Origin of the sequence: Streptomyces sp. NPDC015127, from assembly GCF_043080095.1 — a bacterium.
Taxonomy (GTDB): domain Bacteria; phylum Actinomycetota; class Actinomycetes; order Streptomycetales; family Streptomycetaceae; genus Streptomyces.
The window spans coordinates 131,278-153,752 of record NZ_JBIBVE010000010.1 but is presented as its reverse complement, the minus strand read 5'-3'; the positions used below and the strand labels follow the sequence as shown (position 1 = coordinate 153,752).

Below are 22,475 nucleotides of genomic sequence, written 5' to 3'. Positions count from 1 at the left end.
GTCCACCGCTGAGGAGAGAGGCCGGACATGACCGACCACGCCACCGACGCGGCGACCGAGACGTTCGTCGCCCACCGCAACCTGCTCTTCACCGTCGCCTACGAGATGCCCGGATCGACGGCCGACGCCGAGGACGTCCTCCAGGAGACCTGGCTGCGCCGGGTCAAGGTCGACCAGGAGCAAGTCATCGACCGGCGCGCCTACTTGGTCCGCATCACGACCCGGCAGGCCCTCGACCGGCTGCGCGCCATGCAGCGGCGCAAGGAGGCGTACATCGCCAGTGGCTGCCCGAGTCCCTGCTCACCGCACCGGACGCGGCCGAGGACATCGAACTCGCCGAGAGCATGTCGATGATGCTCGTCCTCGAGACGCTGTCGCCGACCGAGCGGGCCGTCTTCGGGGTGCGCGAGGTGTTCGGCGTCGGCTACGACGAGATCGCGGCCGCCGTCGGCAAGAGTCAGGCGGCCGTCCGCCAGATCGCGCAACCCGCCCGTCGGCACGTCGATGCCCGCCGCCCTCGCCGGGCGGTGTCCCCGAGCGTCACCCGGGCAGCCGTGGAGTCGTTCCGGCGGGCGCTCGAAACGCGTGATCCTCAAGCACTCAGAGACGTACTCGCCCCGCAGGTCGCCCTGGTGAGCGACGGCGGTGGCGTGAAGCGGGCCGCGCTGCGGCCGGTCGTCGGAGCCGACAAGCTGGTCCGGTTCCACCTCGGCGGCTCCGGCAAACTCCGAGCCAGGATCACCTGTGACCCCACCGTGGTCAACGGTCACCCGGCGCTCGTCCTGCGCCTGGACGGCGAGATCGACGGCGAGATCGACGGCGTCATGGCCTTCCGCGTCGAGGACGCCCGCATCACCGGCCTCTCTTTCGTCCGCAACCCGGAAAAGCTCACCCGCGTCGCATCCGGGACACCGCTCACCCTGCGATGACTCCACCGCACCACCCGGACACCACCCATCCACTGCCACACCACTGGAGAGGACCACGCCATGGCCAGACGGACGACGGCCGAGCAGCGCAGCCCGAGGTTTCTCGAGGTCGCCATCGCCCTGCAGACCGTGACCCTGTTCTTCCAGGCCGCCACCGCCGGGATGCTGCTGTCCTCGTCTCACGGCTATGTGCTGCACGACGTCGGATCACGCGTGATGTACGGCGCGTCGATGCTGTACGTACTCGCCGCGATCCTCGCCTGGCGGCCGGGCGGCGGCTCACCCCGCCCCGTCCTCTACGCCATCGGCTTCCTCACCCTCGCCTCGGTGCAGGTCGCGCTCGGCATCGCGCACATGCCGTCGCTCCATGTCCCTCTGGGCGTCCTGATGTTCGGCCTCAGCACCGTGGCACTGGGCCGGATACTGTCCGCCCGCGTACGGGCCCGCACCCGTATCCGGCCGTAGCCGCGGCCCCCAGGCTGTGCGGGCCTCGACGATGCCTCGGACGACGGCGAGGCCGAGGCCCGCTGCAGGGCACCCCGACCGCGCACGGTCGGGGTGCCCTGCAGCCGTCAGCCGGTCCGGCGGGAGCGGGCCCCCGCCAGGGCGCCGAGGGCCGTGGCGATCAGTCCCACCAGCAGGGCCACGTAGGCGCCGCCGAGTCCGTTGCCGGTGCCGAGGCCGCCGTCGGCGGTGGCCGCGACCATGCCTCCGAGCACGACGCCGATCAGCCCCGCCACCATGGCCAGTCCGGCGCCGAGTGGTCCGTTGGCGGTGCCGAGGCGACCGGTGGGGCGGGCCAGTGCCCGCCAGGCGATGACGACGCCGGCCAGGGCCAGCACAGCCCCTGTGGTGGCTCCGAGCCTCCCGAGGCTGAAGTCGTAGACATCTGCGGCGATCGGCTGGACCGAGGCGACTGCGAAGGTGATGGACATACGGTGCTCCTTCTCTTCTTGCTCCCCTTGTGACCTGGTGCTGTCCGAGCATGTCCGCCGGACTGGTCATCGGTCGTCCGGCGGGCGCAGACACTTCCCCCTGCTGCCGATGCCGCAGACGGCGCGGAAGTACCGCGGTCGCGGTAGTCGGTCGCTGCTCCGAGCGGGGGATTCGCCCGCGGCGGCGGCCGGTTAGGGTGCGCGCATGAAGGCAGACGCGGCGGGTGTGTGGGCCCGGTTCGGGGACTGGATCATCGCGGTCGGCGTGGCGGCGGCGCTCCTGATCACGGGGCTGGCAGGCCGTCATTCCGCCTCAAGCTGCGGCCTGTTGGGGTACGGGCTGCTGGTGGCGAGCGGCATCGCCCTCCTTGCGCGCCGCCGGTATCCGGTCGCGGTACTGGCCGTTACGGGGCTGTGCGCGGTGGGCTATCAAGCGGCCGGTTTCGACGTGGCCGTCGTCGCGTACCTGTTCGCGGTGTACGCGGCCGTAAGGGCGGGGCACCGTACCGTCACGGTGGCGGCGAGCGTGGTCGTGCTGGCCCTGCTCCCGCTCGCGGCCCTGGCCTCGGGCCTGCACGACACGGGCGAGGCGTTCGCGCAGGCACGAGGCGCCCTCGAAATCGCCTGGCTGATCGCCGCCGGCGCCGCGGGAGAGGCACTGCGGCAGGCCGAGCGCCGGGCGGACGAGGCCGAGCGCACCCGCGAGGAGACCGCCCGGCACCGCGCCGACGAGGAACGGCTCCGCATCGCCCGCGAGTTGCACGACTCGCTCACCCACCAGATCTCGGTCATCAAGGTGCAGGCGGAGGTCGCCGTGCACGTGGCCCGCAGACGGGGCGAGGACGTACCGCCTTCCCTTCTGGCGATCCAGGAGGCCGGGCGCGAGGCGAGCCGGGAACTGCGCGCCACACTGGAAGCACTGCGCGACGACGACACGACCCCGCCGCGGGGGCTCGACCACCTCCCGGAACTGGTGGAGCGGGCCCGTGTGTTCGGCCTGGACACGACCCTGACGATCGAGGGAGAACAGCACGCCGTGCCGGCCGCGGTCGACCGGACCGTCTACCGGATCGTCCAGGAGTCGCTCACGAACGTCGCCCGGCACGCGGACGCTGCCACGGCGTCGGTCCGGATCACCTGCCGTCCGGACGCCCTCGCGATACGCATCGACGACAACGGCAGGGCGACACCGGCCACCGCCCCGAAACCCGGCCTCGGACTGCTCGGCATGCGCGAACGCGTCACCGCCCTCGGCGGTCGGCTGCGCGCCGAACCACGCGGCGAGGGCGGCTTCACCGTCCAGGCCGAACTCCCCGTGGTCCCGGTGGAGCGGACGTCATGATCCGTGTCCTGCTGGTCGACGACCAGCCGCTGATCCGCAGCGGATTCCGCGCGCTCCTCGACCTCGAGGACGACATCGACGTGGTGGCCGAGGCCGCAGACGGAGCGGAAGGGCTCGCCCTGGCCCGGGAACACGTGCCCGACGTCGCGCTGATGGACATCCAGATGCCGGTCGTCGACGGCATCGAGGCGACCCGGCGCATCGCCGCCGACCCGGCCCTGGCCACGGTCCACGTCGTCATTCTGACCAACTACGGCATGGACGAGTACGTCCTCGACGCCTTGCGCGCCGGTGCCGCCGGATTCCTGGTCAAGGACATCGTGCCCGAGGACTTCCTGCACGCCGTACGCGTCGCCGCCCGTGGCGACGCCCTGCTCGCCCCCTCGATCACCCGCAAACTGATCAACCGGTACGTCACGCAGCCGCTCCCGACCGACACGGGCACGGGCACCGGCCGGGGGCTGGAAGAGCTGACCGGCCGTGAACGCGAGGCTGTGGTCCTGGTCGCACGCGGCCTGTCCAACGACGAGATCGCCGATCGCATGGTGATCAGCCCACTGACCGCGAAGACCCACGTCAACCGGGCCATGACAAAGCTGCATGCCCGTGACCGGGCACAACTCGTGATCCTCGCCTACGAATCCGGCCTGGTGGCCCCACGCACCACGTGAGCCGAAGGCGCCCCACGCGACGTTGCGGCGCTGCGCGGGGTGCAGACAGGGGAGCAATACACGCTGCGGCGCGGGACCTCGGCGGCATGATCGGCCAGGTCCCGCGCGGTGAGAGCGGTGCGGCCAAGCTGCTCAGGTTCCGGAGGCTTCGGACCTCGTGGCCGGCACGGCCAGGGTGACGGGGACCGCCTGCGCCGCGTTCATGGTCCTTGTCCTCGACGAGAGCGTCACGAGGTGGAGTTCGGCGACCCCCTGCACGAGGGCCTGCTGCCGCAGGTCAGAGGCTCTTTGTGGCGGGCTCAAGAATCGCCACGCACTCCACGTGATGCGTCATCGGAAACAGGTCGAACGCCCGCAGCGTTCTCGGCCTGTAGCCGCCCTCGCGGAAGTACGCCAGGTCGCGGGCCAGTGCCGCCGGGTCGCAGGCCACGTAGGCGATGCGGCGGGCGCCCAGGGACGCGAGGTGCTTGACCGTCTGCTTGCCCGCGCCCGCGCGGGGCGGGTCGAGGACGATCAGGTCGACCTCCTCGATACCGGTGCGCGGGAGCACGGACTCGACCTTGCCCTGCTCGATGCGGACGCGGTCGAAGTCCTGGAGGTTGTGCCGGGCGTCCTCCACCGCGCGCTTGCCCGACTCGATGCCGAGCACCGCGCCCTTCTCGCCCACGCGGTCGGCGAGTGCGCCCGCGAACAGGCCCACGCCGCAGTACAGGTCGAGTGCCATGTCGCCCTTGCGGGGAAGCAGGCCCTGCATCACGGCCTTCACCAGGACGTCCGCGGCCTGCGGGTGGACCTGCCAGAAGCCGCCCATGCCGACGCGGTACGTGCGCTCGTCCGCGCGCTCGCGGACGAAGGCGCGGCCGTGGACGCGGTGGACCGAGCCGTCGCGCTCCTCGACGCGGAGCACCGAGACGGGCTTGTCCAGTTCGACCAGGGGCAGCCGGCCGCCGGGGCGCGGGGTGAGGACGACCTGGCGGTCGTTCGAGCCGGTCGCCGCGATCGCCTCCACCGTGGCCATCTGCGGCCACTCCCGCTTCTCGACGCCCAGTTCGCTGACGCCCGGCGCCGCGATCATGCAGTGGTCGATGGGCTGGACCTCGTGCGAGCGGTGCTTGCGCAGCCCCGCGCGGCCGTCGGCGTCGATCGCGTACTGCACGCGCGTGCGCCACGCGGGCACCTCGCCGGCCGGGACCTTGTCGCCCGGGGCGGGCATCACGGTGCCGTCCCAGCCGGCCTCCTCCGGGGTCAGCCCCGCGAGCCGCTGCAGCTGCTCCGCGATCACCTCGCCCTTGAGGCGCCGCTGCGCGCCCGGCTTGGCGTGCTGCCAGTCGCAGCCGCCGCACTTGCCGGGGCCGGCGTACGGGCAGGGTGCCTCGACGCGGTCCTTGGAGGCGGTGAGGACGCGGACCGCGTCGGCGCGCAGGAAGCGGGAGCTCTCCTCGCCCTCGGTGACGCGGGCGACGACCGTCTCGCCGGGGAGCGCGTGCCGGACGAACAGCACGCGGCCCTCGTCGGTGCGGGCGATGCAGTGGCCGCCGTGCGCCACGGGACCGACCTCGACCTCGTACTCCTCCCCGATCAGCGAAGAATCAGGTGCGTTCTGCATGACGAGGTGACTCCAGAGGTGAGACGGGGGCTGCCGGGGCGGCAGCCCACCAGTCTACGTGCCGCGGGAGTCAGCTCTTGGCCGCCGGCTGCTTGGGGCGCTGGTCGACCGGGCCGCGGCGCACCGAGCCGGGCGCGTTCCACTCCTGGCGCTTCCTGGCCCGCTTCTTCGCGAGCTCGGAGGACTGGAGCTGGTACGGCACCGAGGTCACCATCACGCCCGGCGTGAACAGCAGCCGGCCCTTGAGGCGCAGGGCGCTCTGGTTGTGCAGCAGGTGCTCGTACCAGTGGCCGACGACGTACTCGGGGATGATCACGCTGACCGCGTCCCGCGGGCTCTCACGCCGGAGGCTCTTGACGTATTCGATGACCGGGCGGGTGACCTCGCGGTACGGGGAGTCGAGGATCTTCAGCGGGACGTTGATCCCGCGCCGCTCCCACTCGGCCTTGAGCGCCTTGGTCTCGGCCGGGTCGACGTTGATGCTCAGCGCCTCCAGCTTGTCGGACCGCATCAGCTTGGCGTACGCGACGGCGCGCAGCGTCGGCCGGTGGACCTTGGAGACTAGGACGATCGAGTGCACCCGGGAGGGGCGGACGCTGTCGTCGCTGGGCTCGTCGGGCGCGGCGATCTCGTCGGCGACCCGGTCGTAGTGCTTGCGGATCGCGGTCATCGTTCCGTAGAAGATCACCATGCCGAGCAGGGCGACCCAGGCGCCGTGCGTGAACTTGGTGGCGAGGACGACGACCAGCACCAGGCCGGTGAAGAAGGCGCCGAAGGTGTTGATCGCGCGGGAGCGGATCATGTGGCGCCGCTTGGCCTTGTCCCGCTCGGTCTTCAGGTGCCGGTTCCAGTGCCGGACCATGCCGGTCTGGCTGAGCGTGAAGGAGACGAAGACGCCGACGATGTAGAGCTGGATCAGCTTGGTGGAGTCGGCGCCGTAGACCCAGACGAGCAGGATGGCCGCGCCCGCCAGCAGCACGATGCCGTTGGAGAAGGCGAGCCGGTCGCCGCGGGTGTGCAGCTGGCGCGGCAGGTAGCGGTCCTGGGCGAGGATCGAGCCGAGCAGCGGGAAGCCGTTGTACGCGGTGTTTGCGGCGAGGAACAGCACCAGTGCGGTGGCCGCGGCGAGCAGGACGAAGAAGAACGTCCCGTGGCCGAAGACGGCGGCGGCCACCTGCGAGATCACCGGGTTCTGGACGTAGTCCGAGCCGACCGGGGTGCCGTTGTCGAGCAGGTCCTTGGCGGGGTTCTCGGCCATCTTGACGTCGGTGGCCATGGCGAGGCCGATGATGCCGCAGAACATGGTGACGGCGAACGCGCCCATCAGCGCCAGCGTGGTCGCCGCGTTCCTGCTCTTGGGCTTGCGGAAGGCGGGGACGCCGTTGCTGATCGCCTCGACGCCGGTCAGTGCCGCACAGCCGGAGGAGAAGGCGCGCAGCAGCAGGAAGACGAGCGCGAAGCCGGCGAGGCCCTGGTGCTCGGGCTTGATCTCGTAGTCTGCGGTCGGCGCGCGCATGGTGTCGTCGAGGACGATCCCCTTGAACGCACCCCACGCGATCATGACGAAGACGCCGACGACGAAGACGTACGTCGGGATCGCGAAGAGCTTGCCCGACTCCTTCACGCCGCGCAGGTTCATCAGGGTCAGCAGCACGATGATGACGATGGCGCTGAGCACCTTGTGCTCGACGACGAACGGGATGGCCGAGCCGAGGTTCTCCACTCCGGAGGAGATGGAGACGGCGACGGTCAGGACGTAGTCGACGAGCAGCGCGCTGGCGACGGTGAGGCCGGCCTTGGGGCCGAGGTTGGTGTTGGCGACCTCGTAGTCGCCGCCGCCGCTCGGGTAGGCGTGCACGTTCTGGCGGTAGGAAGCGACGACCGTGAACATCAGCACCACGACCGCCACGGCGATCCAGGGGCTGAAGTGGTACGCCGACACACCCGCGATGGACAGGACCAGCAGGACTTCGCCCGGGGCGTACGCCACAGAGGAGAGCGGGTCGGAGGCGAAGACGGGGAGTGCAATGCGCTTCGGGAGGAGTGTTTCTCCCAGCTTGTCGCTGCGCAGCGCCCGGCCGATCAGGATCCGTTTGGGCACGTCGGTCAGTTTGGACACGGGGAGGATCGTAAGCGTTCGAAATGAGTCATGCCCACTTCCCACCCGTGCCTTAACGGAATCCTGTCTCCGTCGAGGTCACGTCGAGACACTCAGGTCGGACGCCCGGGGCACCGACGGACGGGTCCAAGGGGCGACCGCACGTGTTTAGCTAGGGCCGCGGTCTGAGACCCTGTAGGGCCTTGACAGCGAGACAGGTTCAGTGACAGCCGGAAGGACGGTCGTGCACATCGTCATCATGGGGTGCGGGCGAGTGGGAGCCGCCCTCGCGCAGACCCTGGAGCAGCAGGGGCACACGGTCGCCGTCGTCGACCAGGACCCCACGGCCTTCCGTCGCCTGGGATCGGGATTCGGCGGCCGCCGCGTCACCGGAGTGGGCTTCGACCAGGACACCCTGCGTGAGGCGGGGATCGAGGACGCGGGCGCGTTCGCCGCGGTGAGCAGCGGCGACAACTCGAACATCATCGCCGCCCGGGTGGCACGGGAGATGTTCGGCATCGAGAACGTCGCCGCCCGGATCTACGACCCGCGCCGTGCGGAGGTCTACCAGCGCCTCGGCATTCCGACGGTCGCGACGGTCCGCTGGACCGCCGACCAGATGCTGCGGCGGCTGCTGCCGTCGGGCGCGGAGCCGCTGTGGCGCGATCCGAGCGGCGGGGTGCAGCTGGCGGAGGTCCACACGTCGTCGGCGTGGATCGGCCACAAGGTCAGCAGGTTGCAGGAGGAGACGGGCGTACGTGTCGCGTTCCTCACCCGGCTGGGCGAGGCGGTGCTGCCGACGTCGCAGACCGTGCTGCAGGAGGGCGACCTCGTGCACGTGATGATGCGTACGGACGAGATCGCGAAGGTCGAGGCGGCCTTCGCGGAGGGCCCCGAGGAGGGCGGTCACTGATGCGGGTGGCTATTGCGGGCGCCGGCGCGGTGGGGCGTTCCATCGCGGGCGAGCTGCTGGAGAACGGTCACGAGGTGCTGCTGGTCGACAAGGCCCCGACCGCCATCTCGGTGGAGCGGGTGCCGCAGGCGGAGTGGCTGCTGGCCGACGCGTGCGAGATCACGTCGCTGGACGAGGCGGCGCTGCAGCGCTGCAACGTGGTGATCGCGGCGACGGGCGACGACAAGGTGAACCTGGTCGTGTCGCTGCTCGCGAAGACGGAGTACGGGGTGCCGCGGGTGGTCGCCCGGGTGAACAACCCCAAGAACGAGTGGCTCTTCAACGAGTCCTGGGGCGTGGACGTGGCCGTCTCCACCCCGCGCCTGATGTCGGCGCTGGTGGAGGAGGCGGTGAGCGTGGGCGACCTGGTGCGTCTGCTGCGCTTCAGCCACGGCGACGCGAACCTGGTCGAGCTGACGCTGCCGCCGGAGTCGGCGCTGGCGGGTACGCAGGTGGGCGAGGTGGCGTGGCCCGAGGACACGTCCCTGGTCACGATCATCCGCGGCTCCCGGGTCCTGACGCCCAGTACGGAGGAGACGCTGGAGGCGGGCGACGAGCTGCTGTTCGTGGCCGCCCAGGCACGTGAGGAGCAGCTGGAGGACCTTCTCTCGGTCCGCCGCGAGTCCTGACCCCGCTCTGCGCACGAGACCGGCCCGGAACCTCAGCGGTTCCGGGCCGGTCTCGTGCGCAGGCGCGGACAGCCCCTAGGCCTCGCCCCCGGGGCTCTGGGCTGCCGCCTTGCGGGCCTTCTCCGCCCGCTCCTCGGCCTCCATCTCCGCGAAGACGTCGATCGGCGGCGGAGCCTTCGCCAGGAACAGCCACGTCAGGTACACGGCGAGCAGGAACGGCGGGATCTTCAGCGCGACCAGGACCCAGCCCAGCTGCGTCGTGTCCGCCCACCAGTACAGCGGGAAGAGGATCGCGCACTTGGCGAGCAGGATCAGGCCCCAGGCCCAGCTGGCCTTCGCGTACGCCTTCTTGCGGCCGGGGTTGCGGGTGCGCCAGGAGAGGTTCTCCTTGAACACCGGGCCGAGGATCAGGCCGATCAGCGGCACGCCCGCCAGCGTCGTGATGATGTACGCGAGCGCGAGACCGAGCGTGTAGAGCATGCCCGGCAGGTAGAAGTCCTTCGCGTTGCCGGTCATCATCGCGAAGACGACACCGAAGGCCACGCCGAAGACGCCGCTGAAGGCGTGCTTGACGGTGTCCTTGCGCACCAGTCGGACGGCCACCAGCACCAGCGAGACCGCGAGCGCGGCGATCGCCGAGATGTGCAGGTCCTTGTTGATCGTGTAGATCGTGACGAAGAGCAGGCCCGGCAGGACCGTCTCCACCATGCCGCGCACGCCGCCGAACGCCTCGAACAGCGCTGCCTCGGTGACCGCCTTCTGGTCGGCGGGTCCCTGCGCGCTGTCCTGCTGCTGGTCGTTCGTCGTGGGGGTCGGCTTGTCGACAGACGTCACCGGCTACTCCTGTCCGAGCGGTCGGAGTTCGTATTTGGGATTGAACAGCACCCGGCGACCGTGGCTCATCGAGATCCGGCCCGACGCGATCAGTCGGCGGCCCGGCTCGATGCCCACGATGGAGCGGCGGCCGAGCCAGACGACGTCCAGCGGGGCCGTGCCGTCGAAGAGCTCCGCCTCCAGCGCGGGCACACCGGCCCGCGGACGAAGGGTGACGGTGCGCAAGGTACCAGTGACTCTGACGATCTGGCGGTCACCGCAGTCGCCGATGGGGATGCACCCCGACGCCTGGGCGTCCTCCTGGAGCTCCTCCGACTCGAGGTCCTGCTGGGAGCTGGAGAGCCGGTCCAGCATGCGACGGAAGCGGCCGACCGGTTTCGACGCCCTGTCGTCCTTCGCCGCGTTCTCGGAGCGGGGTGCAGCACTCATACAGAAAGCCTACCGGCCCCCACCGGGGCCGGATCAACGTTCGAAGCGGTACCCCATGCCGGGCTCGGTGACGAAGTGCTTCGGGTGCGAGGGATCGGCCTCCAGCTTGCGGCGCAGCTGGGCCATGTAGACCCGCAGATAGTTGGTCTCCGTCCCGTAGGAGGGGCCCCAGACCTCCTGGAGCAGCTGCTTCTGGCTGACCAGACGGCCGGTGTTGCGCACGAGGACCTCCAGCAGATGCCACTCGGTGGGGGTGAGACGTACGTCGCGTCCGTCGCGGTTCACCTTCTTCGCCGCGAGGTCGACGGTGAAGGTCTCCGTCTCGACGGTGACCACGTCGTCGTCGCCGCTCCCGACGGGCTCGGCCCTGCGGACGGCGGCGCGCAGCCGGGCCAGCAGCTCGTCCATGCCGAAGGGCTTGGTGACGTAGTCGTCGGCGCCGGCGTCGAGCGCCTCGACCTTCTCGTCCGAGGAGTGGCGGGCGGAGAGCACCAGGATCGGCACCCTGGTCCAGCCGCGCAGTCCCTTGATGACCTCGACGCCGTCCATGTCGGGCAGGCCGAGGTCGAGGACGACCACGTCGGGGTGGCGGGCGGCGGCGAGTTCGAGCGCGGTCGCGCCGTCGGGGGCCGAGTCCACCTCGTACTTGCGTGCCTTCAGGTTGATCACGAGGGCACGGACGATCTGCGGCTCGTCGTCGACCACGAGCACCCGGGTCATGCCGGTCCGCCTTTCTGCAGGGTGGGCTGGGACTGCTGTGCGGGCTGGGGAGCCGGGGTGGGGCGCGCCCCTGCCGGCCGTTGCGCGCGGCGTCACGACGTCGCCTGCGCGGGCAGTTCGGCGGCGCCCTTGCGGCCGTGTCCCGCCACGGCGCGCAGGGTGAGGACCATGGTCATGCCGCCTCCTGGGGTGTCCTCGGCGCTGAGCGTGCCACCCATGGAGTCGACGAAGCCCCGGGCGACGGCGAGGCCGAGGCCGACACCGGCACCGCGAGGGGCGTCGCCATAGCGCTGGAACGGCTCGAAGATCCGTTCCTTCTCCTCGTCGGGCACCCCGCTGCCGCGGTCGACGACCCGCAGCTCGACCCGTTCCCCGAGGGCGCTGGCCGCGACGGTGACAGGGGTGCCGGCGGGGCTGTACTTGGCGGCGTTCTCGACGATGTTGGCGACCGCCCGCTCCAGCAGTCCGCGGTCGACGGCCACCATGGGCAGCGTCTCCGGGACGTCCAGGACCACGCTGCCGGGAGGTACGCCGGCCAGCGCGAGCGGGATCACCTCGTCGAGGCTGGTCTCGCGGATCAGCGGGGTGACGGTGCCGGTCTGCAGGCGGGACATGTCGAGCAGGTTGCCGACCAGGTGGTCGAGCCGGTCCGCGCCGTCCTCGATGCCGGCGAGCAGCTCGGCCTCGTCCTCCGCGGACCAGGCGACGTCGCTGGACCTCAGTGAGGAGACCGCGGCCTTGATCCCCGCGAGCGGGGTGCGCAGGTCGTGGCTCACGGCGGCGAGCAGTGCGGTGCGGATCCGGTTGCCCTCGGCGAGCGCCCGGGCCGCCTCCGCCTCCCCCACCAGGCGCTGCCGGTCCAGGACGACGGCGGCCTGGGTGGCGAAGGCGGCGAGCACGCGGCGGTCCTCGGCGGGCAGTACGCGGCCGGAGAGGGCCAGCGCCATGTGGTCGCCGACCGGCATGTCCACGTCCGCGTCGTCGGGCCGGACCGCCGGGTCCCGTCCGACGCTCGCCGCACAGGTCCACGGCTCGACGTCGCCGGCGCGCTCCAGGAGCGCCACGGACTCCATCGCGAAGGTCTCGCGGACCCGTTCCAGCAGCGCGTCGAGCGCGGTCTCCCCGCGCAGCACGCTGCCGGCGAGGAAGGAGAGGATCTCCGACTCGGCGCGCAGCCGGGCCGCCTGATGGGTGCGGTGGGCCGCCAGGTCCACGACGGAGGCGACCGCCACGGCCACCGCGAAGAAGATCACGATGGCGACCAGGTTGTGCGGCTCGGCGATGTCGAGGGTGTGGGTCGGCGGCGTGAAGTAGTAGGTGAGCAGCAGTGATCCGACGGCGGCGGAGGCGAGCGCGGGCAGCAGCCCGCCGATCAGGGCCGCCGCGACCGTGAGGGAGAGGAACAGCAGGACGTCGTTGGCGAGCCCGGGGCCGTTCTCCAGGCTGGTCAGCAGCAGCGAGAGGAGCACGGGCGCGACGACGCCCATGGCCCAGCCCGCCACGATCCGGGACCGGCCGAGCCGGGCGCCGCGGGCCCCGGGCAGTCCGCGCCCCTTGCCGGCCTCGTCGTGCGTGACGATGTGGACGTCGAGGTCGGGTCCCGAGTCGCGGGCCACCGTGGCGCCGACGCCGGGTCCGAAGAGGTACTGCCAGGACTTGCGGCGGCTGGAGCCGAGGACGATCTGGGTGGCGTTGACCCCGCGCGCGAACTCCAGCAGCGCGGAGGGAACGTCGTCGCCGATCACATGGTGGAAGGTGCCGCCGAGGTCCTCGACGAGGGTGCGCTGGACCGCGAGTTCCTTGGGGGAGGCGGAGGTCAGCCCGTCGCTGCGGGCGATGTAGACCGCGAGGATCTCGCTGCCCGAGCCCTTGGCCGCCATCCGGGACGCGCGCCGGATCAGGGTGCGGCCCTCGGGTCCGCCGGTGAGGCCGACGACGATGCGCTCGCGCGCCTGCCAGGTGGAGCGGATGTTGTGCTCGCCCCGATACTGCTGGAGGTATTCGTCGACCCGGTCGGCCAGCCAGAGCAGGGCCAGCTCGCGCAGTGCGGTGAGGTTGCCGGGGCGGAAGTAGTTGGACAGGGCGGCGTCCACCCGGTCGGGCTGGTAGATGTTGCCGTGCGCCATCCTGCGGCGCAGCGCCTGAGGTGCCATGTCGACGAGTTCGATCTGGTCGGCTCTGCGGACCACCTCGTCGGGGACGGTCTCCTGCTGCCGTACGCCGGTGATCGAGTCGACGACGTCCCCGAGTGATTCGAGGTGCTGGATGTTGACGGTCGATATGACGTCGATGCCGGCGGCGAGCAGTTCCTCGACGTCCTGCCAGCGCTTGGCGTTGCGGGAGCCGGGCACGTTGGTGTGGGCGAGCTCGTCGACGAGTGCGACCGCGGGACGGCGCTCCAGCACGGCGTCGACGTCCATCTCCGTGAGGGCGGCGCCGCGGTGGACGATCTCCCGGCGCTGCACCTGCTCCAGTCCGTGCAGCAGTACCTCGGTGCGCGGCCGGTCGTGGTGCTCCACGAACGCGACGACGCAGTCCGTGCCGCGTTCCACACGGCGGTGCGCCTCGCAGAGCATCGCGTACGTCTTGCCGACGCCGGGTGCCGCACCCAGGTAGATCCGAAGCTTGCCGCGTCCCATGGCCTCATTGTCTTCTCTGTGCCGCGTCGGGCAGCGGCGTCGACCGCTGCGCGCGCAGCGTCGACCCTACGTCGAACCGAGGGGGTGAAAGGGACGCAGGGGGACTCCCCGGTGCGTATTGACGCGATTCTGATGCGCCCGGGGCGCGGGCGGGCCCCCGGCGCAGGCCAGGCGGGCGGGACGGGCGGACCCCGGCGCAGGCCGACCGGGCAGGGGTCGGCGCTGGCGTCCCCCGAGGGCCGTCAGTGCTCGATGATCTCGCCGTCGCGCAGTTCCATCACCCGGTCCGCGAGGTCGAGCAGCTGGGCGTCGTGCGTGGCCACCAGGGCCGTGACGCCTTCGCTGCGGACGACGGCGCGCAGCAGCTCCATCACCGACAGACCGGTCTCGGCGTCCAGCTGGCCCGTCGGTTCGTCGGCGATGAGCAGGGCGGGGCGGTTGGCCAGGGCCCTGGCGATGGCGACGCGCTGCTGCTGGCCGCCGGACAGCTCGCCGGGGCGCTGGGCCGCGTGGTCGGCGAGGCCGACGAGGGCGAGCATCAGCTGCACCCGTTCCTCGCGCTCGCGCGGGTCGGCCTTGCGCAGCCGCAGCGGCACGCCCACGTTCTCGGCGGCGCTCAGGATCGGGATCAGGCCGAAGGACTGGAAGATGAAGCCGATCCGGTCCCGGCGCAGCTCCAGCAGGCCCCTCTCGCCGAGTCCGGACAGTTCGACGCCGTCGACGGTGATCCGGCCCTCGTCCGGGGAGTCCAGGCCGCCGACGAGGTTGAGGAGCGTGGTCTTGCCGGATCCGGAGCGGCCCTTGAGGGCGACGAGTTCGCCGCGGGGGATCTCGAAGGAGACGCCGCGCAGGGCGTGCACGGCCGCGGACCCGGTGCCGTACGAACGGCGCAGGTTCTCCACCCGGACCATCGGGGCGCCGGGCCGGTCGCCGATGACGGCCGTGCCGCCGTGCGCGCTGCTGCTCTCGGTCATGAGTTCCCCCCGTACGTCCCCGAATGGTCCGGGCCACAGTATGTGCAGGGGCCATGCGGCCGGGCAACGGCCGTGCGCGGAAAGGCGCGTGGGCGCGGCTCCCCGGAAGGGAACCACGGCCCACGCGCCCTTGCGCTCGTGTCAGCGGACCTCGGTGATCTCGGGTCCGCGCTGGAGCTGGCCCATGCCTCCGGAGAAGCGGGATCCCTCCTGCTCCTCCTGCTGGACGCCCTCGGGCACCATCTGGGCGTCCTCCGGCAGCTTGAGGACGATCGGGTCGCGGGGCGCCATCGGGCCGTCGCCGCGCACGACGACGGTGTCCCGGAAGATCTGCTCCAGCAGGCCGGCGGCCTGCGGCTGCACCGCGCCCTGCCCGGAGATCACACCGCGCAGGAACCAGCGGGGGCCGTCGACACCGACGAAGCGGACGAGCTGCACGCCGCCCGTGCCGTCGGGCAGCTGCACGGGCACCTGGGCCCGCAGCTCCCAGCCGAGCGGACCCTCGACCTCGTCGATGACTCCGCCCTGCTGCGTGATGCCGGAGGCGATCTCCTCGCGGACCTCGCCCCAGATGCCTTCCTTCTTGGGCGCTGCGAAGGCCTGCAGCTGTACGGCGCTGTCGCGCAGCACGACCGTGGCGGCGACGATCGCGTCACCGGCGACCTCGACGCGCAGCTCCATGCCTTCGACCCCGGGCACGAAAAGTCCGCCCAGGTCGACCCGGCCGTCACCGGGCCTGGAGACCTCGGAGACGTCCCAGGGGCCGTCGGGCCGGGGCGCCGGCGGGAGGTTCACCCTGCGGGGCGAGCCCTCCTCGGCGTCGGTGTCGAGCTCGTCCGACTGGTCGGCGACTCGCTCGGCCTCGCCCGCCGCCGTGTCCCCGGCGGAACCACTCTTCTTGCGACGTCCGAACACGTCACTGTCCTTCCCGGTCGGATACGACCGAAGCGTATCGATTCCCACCCGTAGTGCCGTCCACGGCGGCGTGTCCGCCGGTGGACCCGAAGCCCCCCTCGGCCCGCGCCGAGCCGGGAAGCTCCGCCACCTCGTGGAAGCGCACCTTCTCGACCTGCTGGACGACCAGTTGGGCAATCCGGTCGAACCGTTCGAACCGCACGCTCTCACGCGGGTCGAGGTTGACCACGATCACCTTGATCTCCCCACGGTACCCGGCATCCACCGTCCCTGGGGCATTCACGAGAGCCACTCCGCAGCGGGCGGCGAGACCCGAGCGCGGATGCACGAAGGCCGCGTACCCGTCGGGCAGGGCGATCGACACTCCGGTGGGCAGGACGGCCCGCTCGCCGGGCGCCAGCTCGACGGCCTCGCAGGTCACGAGATCGGCGCCGGCGTCGCCGGGGTGCTCGTAGGCGGGGAGCGGGACGTCGGGGTCCACGCGGCGGATCAGTACGTCGACGGGTTCACGCATCAGGGGTTCACCTCGAAGGCGCGGGCGCGCCTGATCTGGTCGGGATCGGCCATGGCCGCCTGGATCTCCTCGGCGCGGCCGTTGTCGATGAAGTGGTCGATCTTGACCTCGACGAACAGCGCACCCGCGCGAACGGCCACCGGTCCGTCCGGGCCGCCGATCCGGCCGACGGCACGTGAGTAGATCTTGCGCCCGGCGACGGCGGTGACCTCGGCGTCGAGGTGCAGCACCGTGCCCACGGGCACCGGGCGCACGAAGTCGGTCTCCAGCTTGCCGGTCACGGCGATCACGCGCAGCAGCCAGTTCAGCGAGCCCAGCGTCTCGTCCAGCGCGGTGGCCAGGACCCCGCCGTGCGCGAGCCCGGGGGCGCCCTGGTGTGCGGGCTTGACCGTGAACTCGGCCGTGACGCGTACGCCTTCCTGGGCGCGCGCGGCCAGGTGCAGGCCGTGGGGCTGTGCGCCGCCGCAGCCCAAGCAGTGCTCGTAGTGTGCGCCGAGGAGCTCGCCCGGGGCCGGGGCGTCGGGATGCCGGACCGGGGCCTTGGCGGCGGCGGGCGGGGTCAGCGCCATGGAGCCGGCCAGGGGTCCGGGCGTCGCCGCCTGGGTGTTCGCGTTACTCACAGGCGCAGACCTTACCCGCGCGGATACCCGCCGGTCGCACCGTGCCAAGCTTGGATTCATGCAGCCTTCCGCCCCGCAGTACTCAGAACGCCTCACCGCGCCCCGTTCGTGGTGGGCCATCACCGCTCTCGTCGGCGTCAGCGGCGGTCTGGTCGCGCTGCCGCTGGGGACGCTGCCGGCGCTCGGCGGCCTGATCGGGGCGGCGGCACTGGCGGGGGCTCTGGTCAGCTCGTACGGCTCGGCGCGCATCCGCGTGGTGGCCGGCTCACTGGTCGCGGGCGACGCCCGGATCCCGGTGTCGGCGCTCGGCACGCCCGAGGTGCTCGACCCGCAGGAGGCGCGTGCCTGGCGGTCGCACAAGGCGGATCCGCGGGCCTTCATGCTGCTGCGCAGCTATGTGCCGACGGCGGTGCGGATCGAGGTCACGGATCCGGCGGACCCGACGCCGTACGTCTACCTGTCGACGCGGCACCCGCAGGAGCTGGCGGCGGCCCTGACGGCCGTCCGCGCGGCCTGAACCCTGAACGTGGTGTCTTGAGCGGCGGGTCCTGAGCCGGGTGTCCTGAGCGGGGTGCTCAGCGCTCCGCCGAGGGCGGGAGTCCCCGGGTCTCCCCCAGCACCTCCCCGGGCAGCGCGTCCTTCGGCTGCTCGAGCGGCGGGAGCGGCGGCAGGGCGTCCCAGGGCACCTGCCTCCTGCGCAGGTCCGCGCGGATGTGGTCGGCGAGCTTCCTGGTGTCGCGGCGGTTCATCACCGCGCCGACCGCGGCTCCGACCAGGAACGGCGTGAGGCTGGGCAGATTGCGCACCATGCGCTTCATGATCTGCTGGCGCAGCTGGCGCCTGAGCTGGCTGCCCATCGACGCGTTGTACGTCGACGGCTTGGTCACGTCGATACCGCGCTCGGACGACCAGGAATTCAGATAGGCGGTGCTGCGGCCCTTGAGGCCGCCGGGCGGCCGCAGGCCGTAGACCTCGTGGAGCTCGGCGACGAGCTTGAGCTCGATCGCTCCGACGCCGAGAACCTCCGCTGCCAGCTCGGTCGGCATCGCGGGCGGTACGGGCATCATCGCGGCGGCGCCCACACCGGCGCCGACGGTGGACGTCGCGTTGGCCGCGCCCGCGACGAGCTTGTCGGCGAGCTGCTCGGGCCCGAGCCCGGGGAACTGGCTGCGCAGCGTCGCGAGGTCGCGGACGGGGATGCGGGGCGCGTTGTCGATCAGGCGGTCGGTGAGGTTGGCCAGGGCCGCCTTGGCGCCCTGCCGGGTCCTCACCAGCGAGCCCCGGGCGCTCGCACCTCCCCTGGCGACCGAGTGGCGCACCGCGGCCAGGCGTCGGGCCCTGGTCGGGGGCCCTGCCCGGTCCACGGCTTCGAGCGAGGCCGGCCGGCCTCGCTCCACGTCGTCACCCGCGCCGTGCGGCAGCAGGGCGGAATCGCGCTCGGTGGACGCCGTGGCGTCCTGTGCCGAGCCCGAACCGCCCTGGTGCGCCTCCGACGGCTTATGACGCCGGAAACGCCGCTTCCTGGACGGTGTCTCGCCTGCCACTGGCGACCTGACCTCAGTCGCAGTCGCGGCAGATCGGCTGGCCGTTCTTCTCGCGCGCCAGCTGGCTGCGGTGGTGCACGAGGAAGCAGCTCATGCAGGTGAACTCGTCCGCCTGCTTCGGCAGGACCCGGACGGCCAGCTCCTCGTTGGACAGGTCGGCTCCGGGGAGCTCCATGCCCTCCGCGGCGTCGAACTCGTCGACGTCGACGGTGGAGGTGGACTTGTCGTTCCTCCGGGCCTTCAGTTCTTCAAGGCTGTCCGAATCGACGTCGTCGTCGGTCTTGCGTGGGGTGTCGTAATCCGTTGCCATGTCGCTCTCCCCCTCTGGGTGTCTGCGGTGTCTCCAGCGCACGTAACGCGTGAGAGGCCGGACTTGTGCCCGACCTGAGGCGGAGATTTTGCCTCACATCAAGGTCTGTTACTCAATCGACACCCAACCGGACCCCTCAAGAGTGATCGGGTTGGACGGCGATGGGGACCGTACACGGTCCCATGGGCGCGCTGCACAGGCGCCACCCCGTGTACTTCCCGTGATGCCACCCCCCGGAAACTCCGGCTTTTCCCGGCTTTTCGGCGGAATATGCGATCACGGAGAGTAGATGGCCTGAAATTCGCCGCTGTGAGCGATCGCACACGGGACTCCCTGGACCGGGTCCAGAAAATTCCGCTTAAAGCGAACGTGTTTCAGCATGTCAGACCGGCAGGGTGACGCGCATCACGAGCCCTCCGCCCTCGCGGGGCTCCGCGATGATACGGCCCCCGTGGGCCCGCGCGACGGACCGGGCGATCGAAAGACCCAGGCCGACGCCCTTGTCGCTGCCCGTCCGCTCCTGCCGCAGCCTTCTGAACGGCTCGAAGAGGTTGTCGATCTCGTACGCGGGAACCACCGGGCCCGTGTTCGACACGACCAGGACGGCCTGGCCCTGCTGGATCTCCGTGGAGACCTCCACCCAGCCGTCGTCCCCCACGTTGTAGCGGACGCCGTTCTGGACGAGGTTCAGGGCGATCCGCTCCAGCAGGACGCCGTTGCCCTGTACGACGGCCGGGGCGCGCTCCCCGCGGATGTCCACGCCCTGCGCGTCGGCCTCGGCCCGCACCTGGTCGATGGCGCGGGAGGCGACCTCGGCGAGGTCGACCGGCTTGCGCTCGACGATCTGGTTGTCGCTGCGCGCGAGCAGCAGCAGGCCCTCCACGAGCTGCTCGCTGCGCTCGTTGGTGGCCAGCAGCGTCTTGCCGAGCTGCTGGAGCTCCACGGGCGCGCCCGGGTCCGAGAGGTGGACCTCCAGGAGCGTGCGGTTGATCGCCAGCGGGGTGCGCAGCTCGTGCGAGGCGTTGGCGACGAACCGCTGCTGGGCCGTGAAGGCCCGCTCCAGGCGGTCCAGCATCTCGTCGAAGGTGTCGGCGAGCTCCTTCAGCTCGTCGTCGGGGCCGTCCAGCTCGATCCGGCGCGTCAGGTCCGAGCCGGCCACCTGACGGGCGGTGCGGGTGATGCGCCCGAGCGGCGACAGGACCCGCCCCGCCATGGCGTAGCCGAAGGCGAACGCGATGATGCTCAGCCCGAGCAGCGCGAACAGCGAGCGGCGCAGCAGGTCGTCCAGGGCCAGCTCGCGCTGGTGGGCGAAGCACTCCTTCAGGGCGGCGTTGGCCTCGTCGGCCGACAGGCCCGTGGTCAGCGCCTCGCAGGAGTTGTCGGTCAGCTGGATCTTGCTCTCCGGCAGCAGCTTGAACGGGAGACCGCTCCCGTCGTGCAGCGCCTGCGCGGTGAACAGGTAGATGATCGACAGCAGCAGGATGCCGGCGATCAGGAACATCCCGCCGTACAGCAGGGTGAGCCGTATCCGGATGGTCGGGCGCAGCCACGGCCGCACCGGCTCCCTGGGATCCCAGGTGGGCTTCGGTGGCGCCTCGGGGGGCGCGGGGACGGGGGCCATGCCGATCAGATCCGGTAGCCGGAGCCGGGCACCGTGACGATCACCGGAGGCTCGCCGAGCTTGCGGCGCAGGGTCATCACGGTCACCCGCACGACGTTGGTGAACGGGTCGGTGTTCTCGTCCCACGCCTTCTCCAGCAACTGCTCCGCCGAGACGACCGCGCCCTCGCTGCGCATCAGGACCTCCAGCACGGCGAACTCCTTGGGCGCGAGCTGGATCTCCTTCCCGTCCCGGAACACCTCACGGCGGTTGGGGTCGAGCTTGATCCCGGCACGCTCCAGCACGGGAGGCAGCGGCACGGTCGTCCGCCGGCCGAGTGCGCGGACCCGGGCCGTCAGCTCGGTGAACGCGAACGGCTTGGGAAGGTAGTCGTCAGCGCCCAGCTCGAGGCCCTCGACGCGGTCGCTGACGTCCCCGGACGCGGTGAGCATCAGGACACGGGTCGGCATGCCCAGCTCGACGATCTTGCGGCAGACGTCGTCGCCGTGCACGAGCGGGAGGTCACGGTCGAGGACCACCACGTCGTAGTCGTTGACCTCGATACGCTCCAGGGCCGCCGCGCCGTCGTACACGACGTCGACGGCCATGGCCTCCCGGCGCAGTCCGGTGGCCACCGCATCGGCGAGCAGCTGCTCGTCCTCGACGACGAGTACGCGCACGTCGCTGTTCCTTCCTCCGAGCCCGTCGGCGACGGGCAGGCCTTTGCACTGGTTGTGCGCATCCATCCTGCCCGTAACGCGCGTAAACCGGCTGTAAGGCGGATTCCCGTTGCAAGAGCATCGGGAATACACCCGATTCGCGGGACAGTTGAGGTTTCCCTGAGGGAGCCCCTGGGGAAGACGTCTGCACACCCACGATCACGCCTTGTAGTGGCGCAGCACGACCTGTTCCAGGGTTGATCACCCGCCCCTCGCTCCGGCGAGGGGGACCCCAGGCACACCCCCGTGCCACCGACCTAGCCGAGGGGGCGCATCATGGACGCTTTCACCGCGGGACTTCTGCAGCGCATAAAGGCTGCGGAGACCGACCTGACGATGGCTCGCGAGACAGGCGACGACTTCCTCGCCGACGTCGAGCAGGCCGAGCTGGACGACCTGCGCCGGCTCGCCGCAGAGCACGGTGTCGAGGTCAGCGCGGCGTAGCACCACTCCGAGCAGCACAGGGCCTGTCCGGCCCGACCGCTGGACTCGCCCGAGAACCCCGGCACCGCGGGACGCGGTGCCGGGGTTCTGGCTTTTTGTCACGGCCCACCACGTGGCGAGTGAGCCGAAGGGGCGCGGCGGCGTCGAAAGGGAGAACGCGCGGAGGTCCCGAGGTACGAGGGACCGAGCACGATCGACCGTCGACGCCGTCTCAAAGCGCCCCGGAGGTGAACCGAGCCCCCAGGAGACTCAGTCGTGCCAGGCGCCCAAATCCTCCAGGAGGGTCTGGAGCGGCTCGAAGACTCCCGGGCCGGCCGCGACGGTCAGGTCGCCGGACGGGAGCTCGCCGGGGCGGCCGCCCGTCCGCGCGCCCGCCTCGCGGGCGATCAGGTCGCCCGCGGCCAGGTCCCAGGGGCGCAGCCCGCGCTCGTAGTAGCCGTCGAGGCGGCCCGCGGCCACGTCGCACAGGTCGATGGCCGCCGAGCCGCCGCGGCGGATGTCACGCAGCTGCGGGATCAGCCGGTGGGCCACGTCCGCCTGGTGCGAGCGGACGGTCTGGACGTAGTTGAAGCCCGTGGACACCAGCGCCTGGTCCAGCGGCGGCGCCGGCCGGCAGCGCAGCCGCCGCTCGCCCAGGTAGGCGCCGTCGCCGAGGACCGCCCGGAACGTCTCCCCGCGCATCGGGACGTCCACGACGCCCACGACCGTCTGGCCGTCGAGTTCGGCGGCGATCGAGACGGCCCATGTGGGCAGCCCGTACAGGTAGTTGACGGTGCCGTCGAGCGGGTCGATCACCCAGCGCACGCCGCTGGTGCCGGTGCTGGACGCGCCCTCCTCGCCGAGGAAGCCGTCGTCGGGGCGGTGCTCCGACAGGTAGCCGGTGATCAGCTTCTCCGCCGCGATGTCCATCTCGGTGACCACGTCGATGGGGCTGGACTTGGTCCGGGCGACCGCCAGGTCGTCCGGCCTGCCGTCCCGCAGCAGCGCTCCCGCCCGGCGGGCGGCTTCGAGGGCGAGGGCGAGCAGTTCGGACGTCAGGGGGTCGGTCACA

The 22,475-nt window shown here is 71.4% G+C and carries 23 protein-coding genes and 1 pseudogene; 8 read left to right on the top strand and 16 right to left on the bottom strand.

Features of this window, described 5'->3' with window-relative positions:
- Window positions 1-27: 27 nt before the first annotated feature.
- Together ACF08N_RS20915 and ACF08N_RS20910 are read left to right on the top strand one after the other, a co-directional pair.
- Window positions 28-929: pseudogene (locus tag ACF08N_RS20915) on the top strand (sigma-70 family RNA polymerase sigma factor).
- Window positions 930-989: 60 nt separating this feature from the next.
- Window positions 990-1,394, top strand: coding sequence for a hypothetical protein (locus ACF08N_RS20910; protein ID WP_392326128.1), 405 nt, complete (start codon window positions 990-992; stop codon window positions 1,392-1,394).
- A 107-nt stretch (window positions 1,395-1,501) separates the two neighbouring features.
- On the opposite strand, the gene ACF08N_RS20905 is transcribed toward ACF08N_RS20910, so the two are convergent.
- Window positions 1,502-1,864: a DUF6223 family protein gene (locus ACF08N_RS20905; protein ID WP_392326127.1), complete on the bottom strand. Its 363-nt coding sequence runs from the start codon at window positions 1,862-1,864 to the stop codon at window positions 1,502-1,504.
- A gap of 205 nt (window positions 1,865-2,069) precedes the next feature.
- Here ACF08N_RS20905 and ACF08N_RS20900 point away from each other — a divergent pair, with 205 nt between their 5' ends.
- Together ACF08N_RS20900 and ACF08N_RS20895 are read left to right on the top strand one after the other, a co-directional pair.
- Window positions 2,070-3,206: a sensor histidine kinase gene (locus ACF08N_RS20900; protein ID WP_392326126.1), complete on the top strand. Its 1,137-nt coding sequence runs from the start codon at window positions 2,070-2,072 to the stop codon at window positions 3,204-3,206.
- On the top strand, window positions 3,203-3,877 hold the full coding sequence (locus ACF08N_RS20895; RefSeq protein WP_392326125.1) for a response regulator: 675 nt from the start codon (window positions 3,203-3,205) through the stop codon (window positions 3,875-3,877). Before ACF08N_RS20900 ends, ACF08N_RS20895 begins: the two co-directional genes overlap by 4 nt.
- Window positions 3,878-4,154: 277 nt before the next feature.
- Here the strand turns inward: ACF08N_RS20895 and ACF08N_RS20890 are convergent, their stop codons facing one another.
- Together ACF08N_RS20890 and ACF08N_RS20885 are read right to left on the bottom strand one after the other, a co-directional pair.
- Window positions 4,155-5,483 carry a class I SAM-dependent RNA methyltransferase gene (locus tag ACF08N_RS20890; RefSeq protein WP_392326124.1) on the bottom strand — a complete coding sequence of 443 codons (1,329 nt, stop codon included), beginning with the start codon at window positions 5,481-5,483 and terminating at the stop codon, window positions 4,155-4,157.
- 70 nt (window positions 5,484-5,553) lie between these two features.
- On the bottom strand, window positions 5,554-7,602 hold the full coding sequence (locus ACF08N_RS20885; RefSeq protein WP_392326123.1) for an APC family permease: 2,049 nt from the start codon (window positions 7,600-7,602) through the stop codon (window positions 5,554-5,556).
- 223 nt (window positions 7,603-7,825) lie between these two features.
- Here ACF08N_RS20885 and ACF08N_RS20880 point away from each other — a divergent pair, with 223 nt between their 5' ends.
- Both ACF08N_RS20880 and ACF08N_RS20875 read left to right on the top strand, forming a co-directional pair.
- On the top strand, window positions 7,826-8,494 hold the full coding sequence (locus tag ACF08N_RS20880; protein ID WP_392326122.1) for a potassium channel family protein: 669 nt from the start codon (window positions 7,826-7,828) through the stop codon (window positions 8,492-8,494).
- Complete coding sequence (locus ACF08N_RS20875; RefSeq protein ID WP_392326121.1) at window positions 8,494-9,162, top strand: potassium channel family protein; 669 nt, start codon at window positions 8,494-8,496, stop codon at window positions 9,160-9,162. Before ACF08N_RS20880 ends, ACF08N_RS20875 begins: the two co-directional genes overlap by 1 nt.
- A gap of 75 nt (window positions 9,163-9,237) precedes the next feature.
- Here ACF08N_RS20875 and ACF08N_RS20870 read toward each other — a convergent pair whose 3' ends face one another.
- From ACF08N_RS20870 to ACF08N_RS20835, 8 genes are all read right to left on the bottom strand, one after another.
- Window positions 9,238-9,996, bottom strand: a complete 759-nt coding sequence (locus ACF08N_RS20870) for a DUF3159 domain-containing protein (protein WP_392326120.1) — start codon at window positions 9,994-9,996, stop codon at window positions 9,238-9,240.
- Between the two features lie 3 nt (window positions 9,997-9,999).
- Window positions 10,000-10,425, bottom strand: a complete 426-nt coding sequence (locus ACF08N_RS20865) for an OB-fold nucleic acid binding domain-containing protein (protein ID WP_392326119.1) — start codon at window positions 10,423-10,425, stop codon at window positions 10,000-10,002.
- Between the two features lie 33 nt (window positions 10,426-10,458).
- The gene (locus ACF08N_RS20860) at window positions 10,459-11,145 is read right to left on the bottom strand and encodes a response regulator (RefSeq protein ID WP_392326118.1); all 687 of its coding nucleotides are present in this window, start codon (window positions 11,143-11,145) and stop codon (window positions 10,459-10,461) included.
- Between the two features lie 92 nt (window positions 11,146-11,237).
- Window positions 11,238-13,784, bottom strand: coding sequence for an ATP-binding protein (locus ACF08N_RS20855; RefSeq protein WP_392326117.1), 2,547 nt, complete (start codon window positions 13,782-13,784; stop codon window positions 11,238-11,240).
- A 242-nt stretch (window positions 13,785-14,026) separates the two neighbouring features.
- Window positions 14,027-14,758 carry an ABC transporter ATP-binding protein gene (locus ACF08N_RS20850; RefSeq protein WP_392326116.1) on the bottom strand — a complete coding sequence of 244 codons (732 nt, stop codon included), beginning with the start codon at window positions 14,756-14,758 and terminating at the stop codon, window positions 14,027-14,029.
- A gap of 141 nt (window positions 14,759-14,899) precedes the next feature.
- Window positions 14,900-15,673 (bottom strand): DUF3710 domain-containing protein, encoded by a 774-nt coding sequence (locus ACF08N_RS20845; protein WP_392326115.1) that lies wholly within the window; start codon window positions 15,671-15,673, stop codon window positions 14,900-14,902.
- 1 nt (window position 15,674) lies between these two features.
- A complete protein-coding gene (gene dut / locus ACF08N_RS20840) occupies window positions 15,675-16,187 on the bottom strand; it encodes a dUTP diphosphatase (RefSeq protein ID WP_392326114.1) in 513 nt (170 codons plus the stop codon).
- Entirely contained in the window at window positions 16,187-16,756 is a 570-nt protein-coding gene (locus ACF08N_RS20835) for a PaaI family thioesterase (protein ID WP_392326268.1), read from the bottom strand. Before ACF08N_RS20835 ends, dut begins: the two co-directional genes overlap by 1 nt.
- Before the next feature lie 109 nt (window positions 16,757-16,865).
- On the opposite strand from ACF08N_RS20835, the gene ACF08N_RS20830 reads away from it, so the two are divergent.
- Window positions 16,866-17,324, top strand: a complete 459-nt coding sequence (locus ACF08N_RS20830) for a DUF3093 domain-containing protein (RefSeq protein ID WP_392326113.1) — start codon at window positions 16,866-16,868, stop codon at window positions 17,322-17,324.
- A gap of 58 nt (window positions 17,325-17,382) precedes the next feature.
- Here the strand turns inward: ACF08N_RS20830 and ACF08N_RS20825 are convergent, their stop codons facing one another.
- From ACF08N_RS20825 to ACF08N_RS20810, 4 genes are all read right to left on the bottom strand, one after another.
- The gene (locus tag ACF08N_RS20825) at window positions 17,383-18,351 is read right to left on the bottom strand and encodes a hypothetical protein (protein WP_392326112.1); all 969 of its coding nucleotides are present in this window, start codon (window positions 18,349-18,351) and stop codon (window positions 17,383-17,385) included.
- 13 nt (window positions 18,352-18,364) lie between these two features.
- A complete protein-coding gene (locus tag ACF08N_RS20820; protein ID WP_018848140.1) occupies window positions 18,365-18,661 on the bottom strand; it encodes a DUF4193 domain-containing protein in 297 nt (98 codons plus the stop codon).
- A gap of 382 nt (window positions 18,662-19,043) precedes the next feature.
- Complete coding sequence (locus ACF08N_RS20815; protein ID WP_392326111.1) at window positions 19,044-20,282, bottom strand: sensor histidine kinase; 1,239 nt, start codon at window positions 20,280-20,282, stop codon at window positions 19,044-19,046.
- Between the two features lie 5 nt (window positions 20,283-20,287).
- Window positions 20,288-20,941 carry a response regulator transcription factor gene (locus ACF08N_RS20810; protein WP_177151625.1) on the bottom strand — a complete coding sequence of 218 codons (654 nt, stop codon included), beginning with the start codon at window positions 20,939-20,941 and terminating at the stop codon, window positions 20,288-20,290.
- Window positions 20,942-21,256: 315 nt separating this feature from the next.
- Between ACF08N_RS20810 and ACF08N_RS20805 the strand changes: the two genes are divergently transcribed.
- Window positions 21,257-21,424 (top strand): hypothetical protein, encoded by a 168-nt coding sequence (locus ACF08N_RS20805; RefSeq protein WP_392326110.1) that lies wholly within the window; start codon window positions 21,257-21,259, stop codon window positions 21,422-21,424.
- 249 nt (window positions 21,425-21,673) lie between these two features.
- Here the strand turns inward: ACF08N_RS20805 and ACF08N_RS20800 are convergent, their stop codons facing one another.
- Window positions 21,674-22,474, bottom strand: coding sequence for an inositol monophosphatase family protein (locus tag ACF08N_RS20800; protein ID WP_392326109.1), 801 nt, complete (start codon window positions 22,472-22,474; stop codon window positions 21,674-21,676).
- Between the last annotated feature and the right edge of the window lies 1 nt (window position 22,475).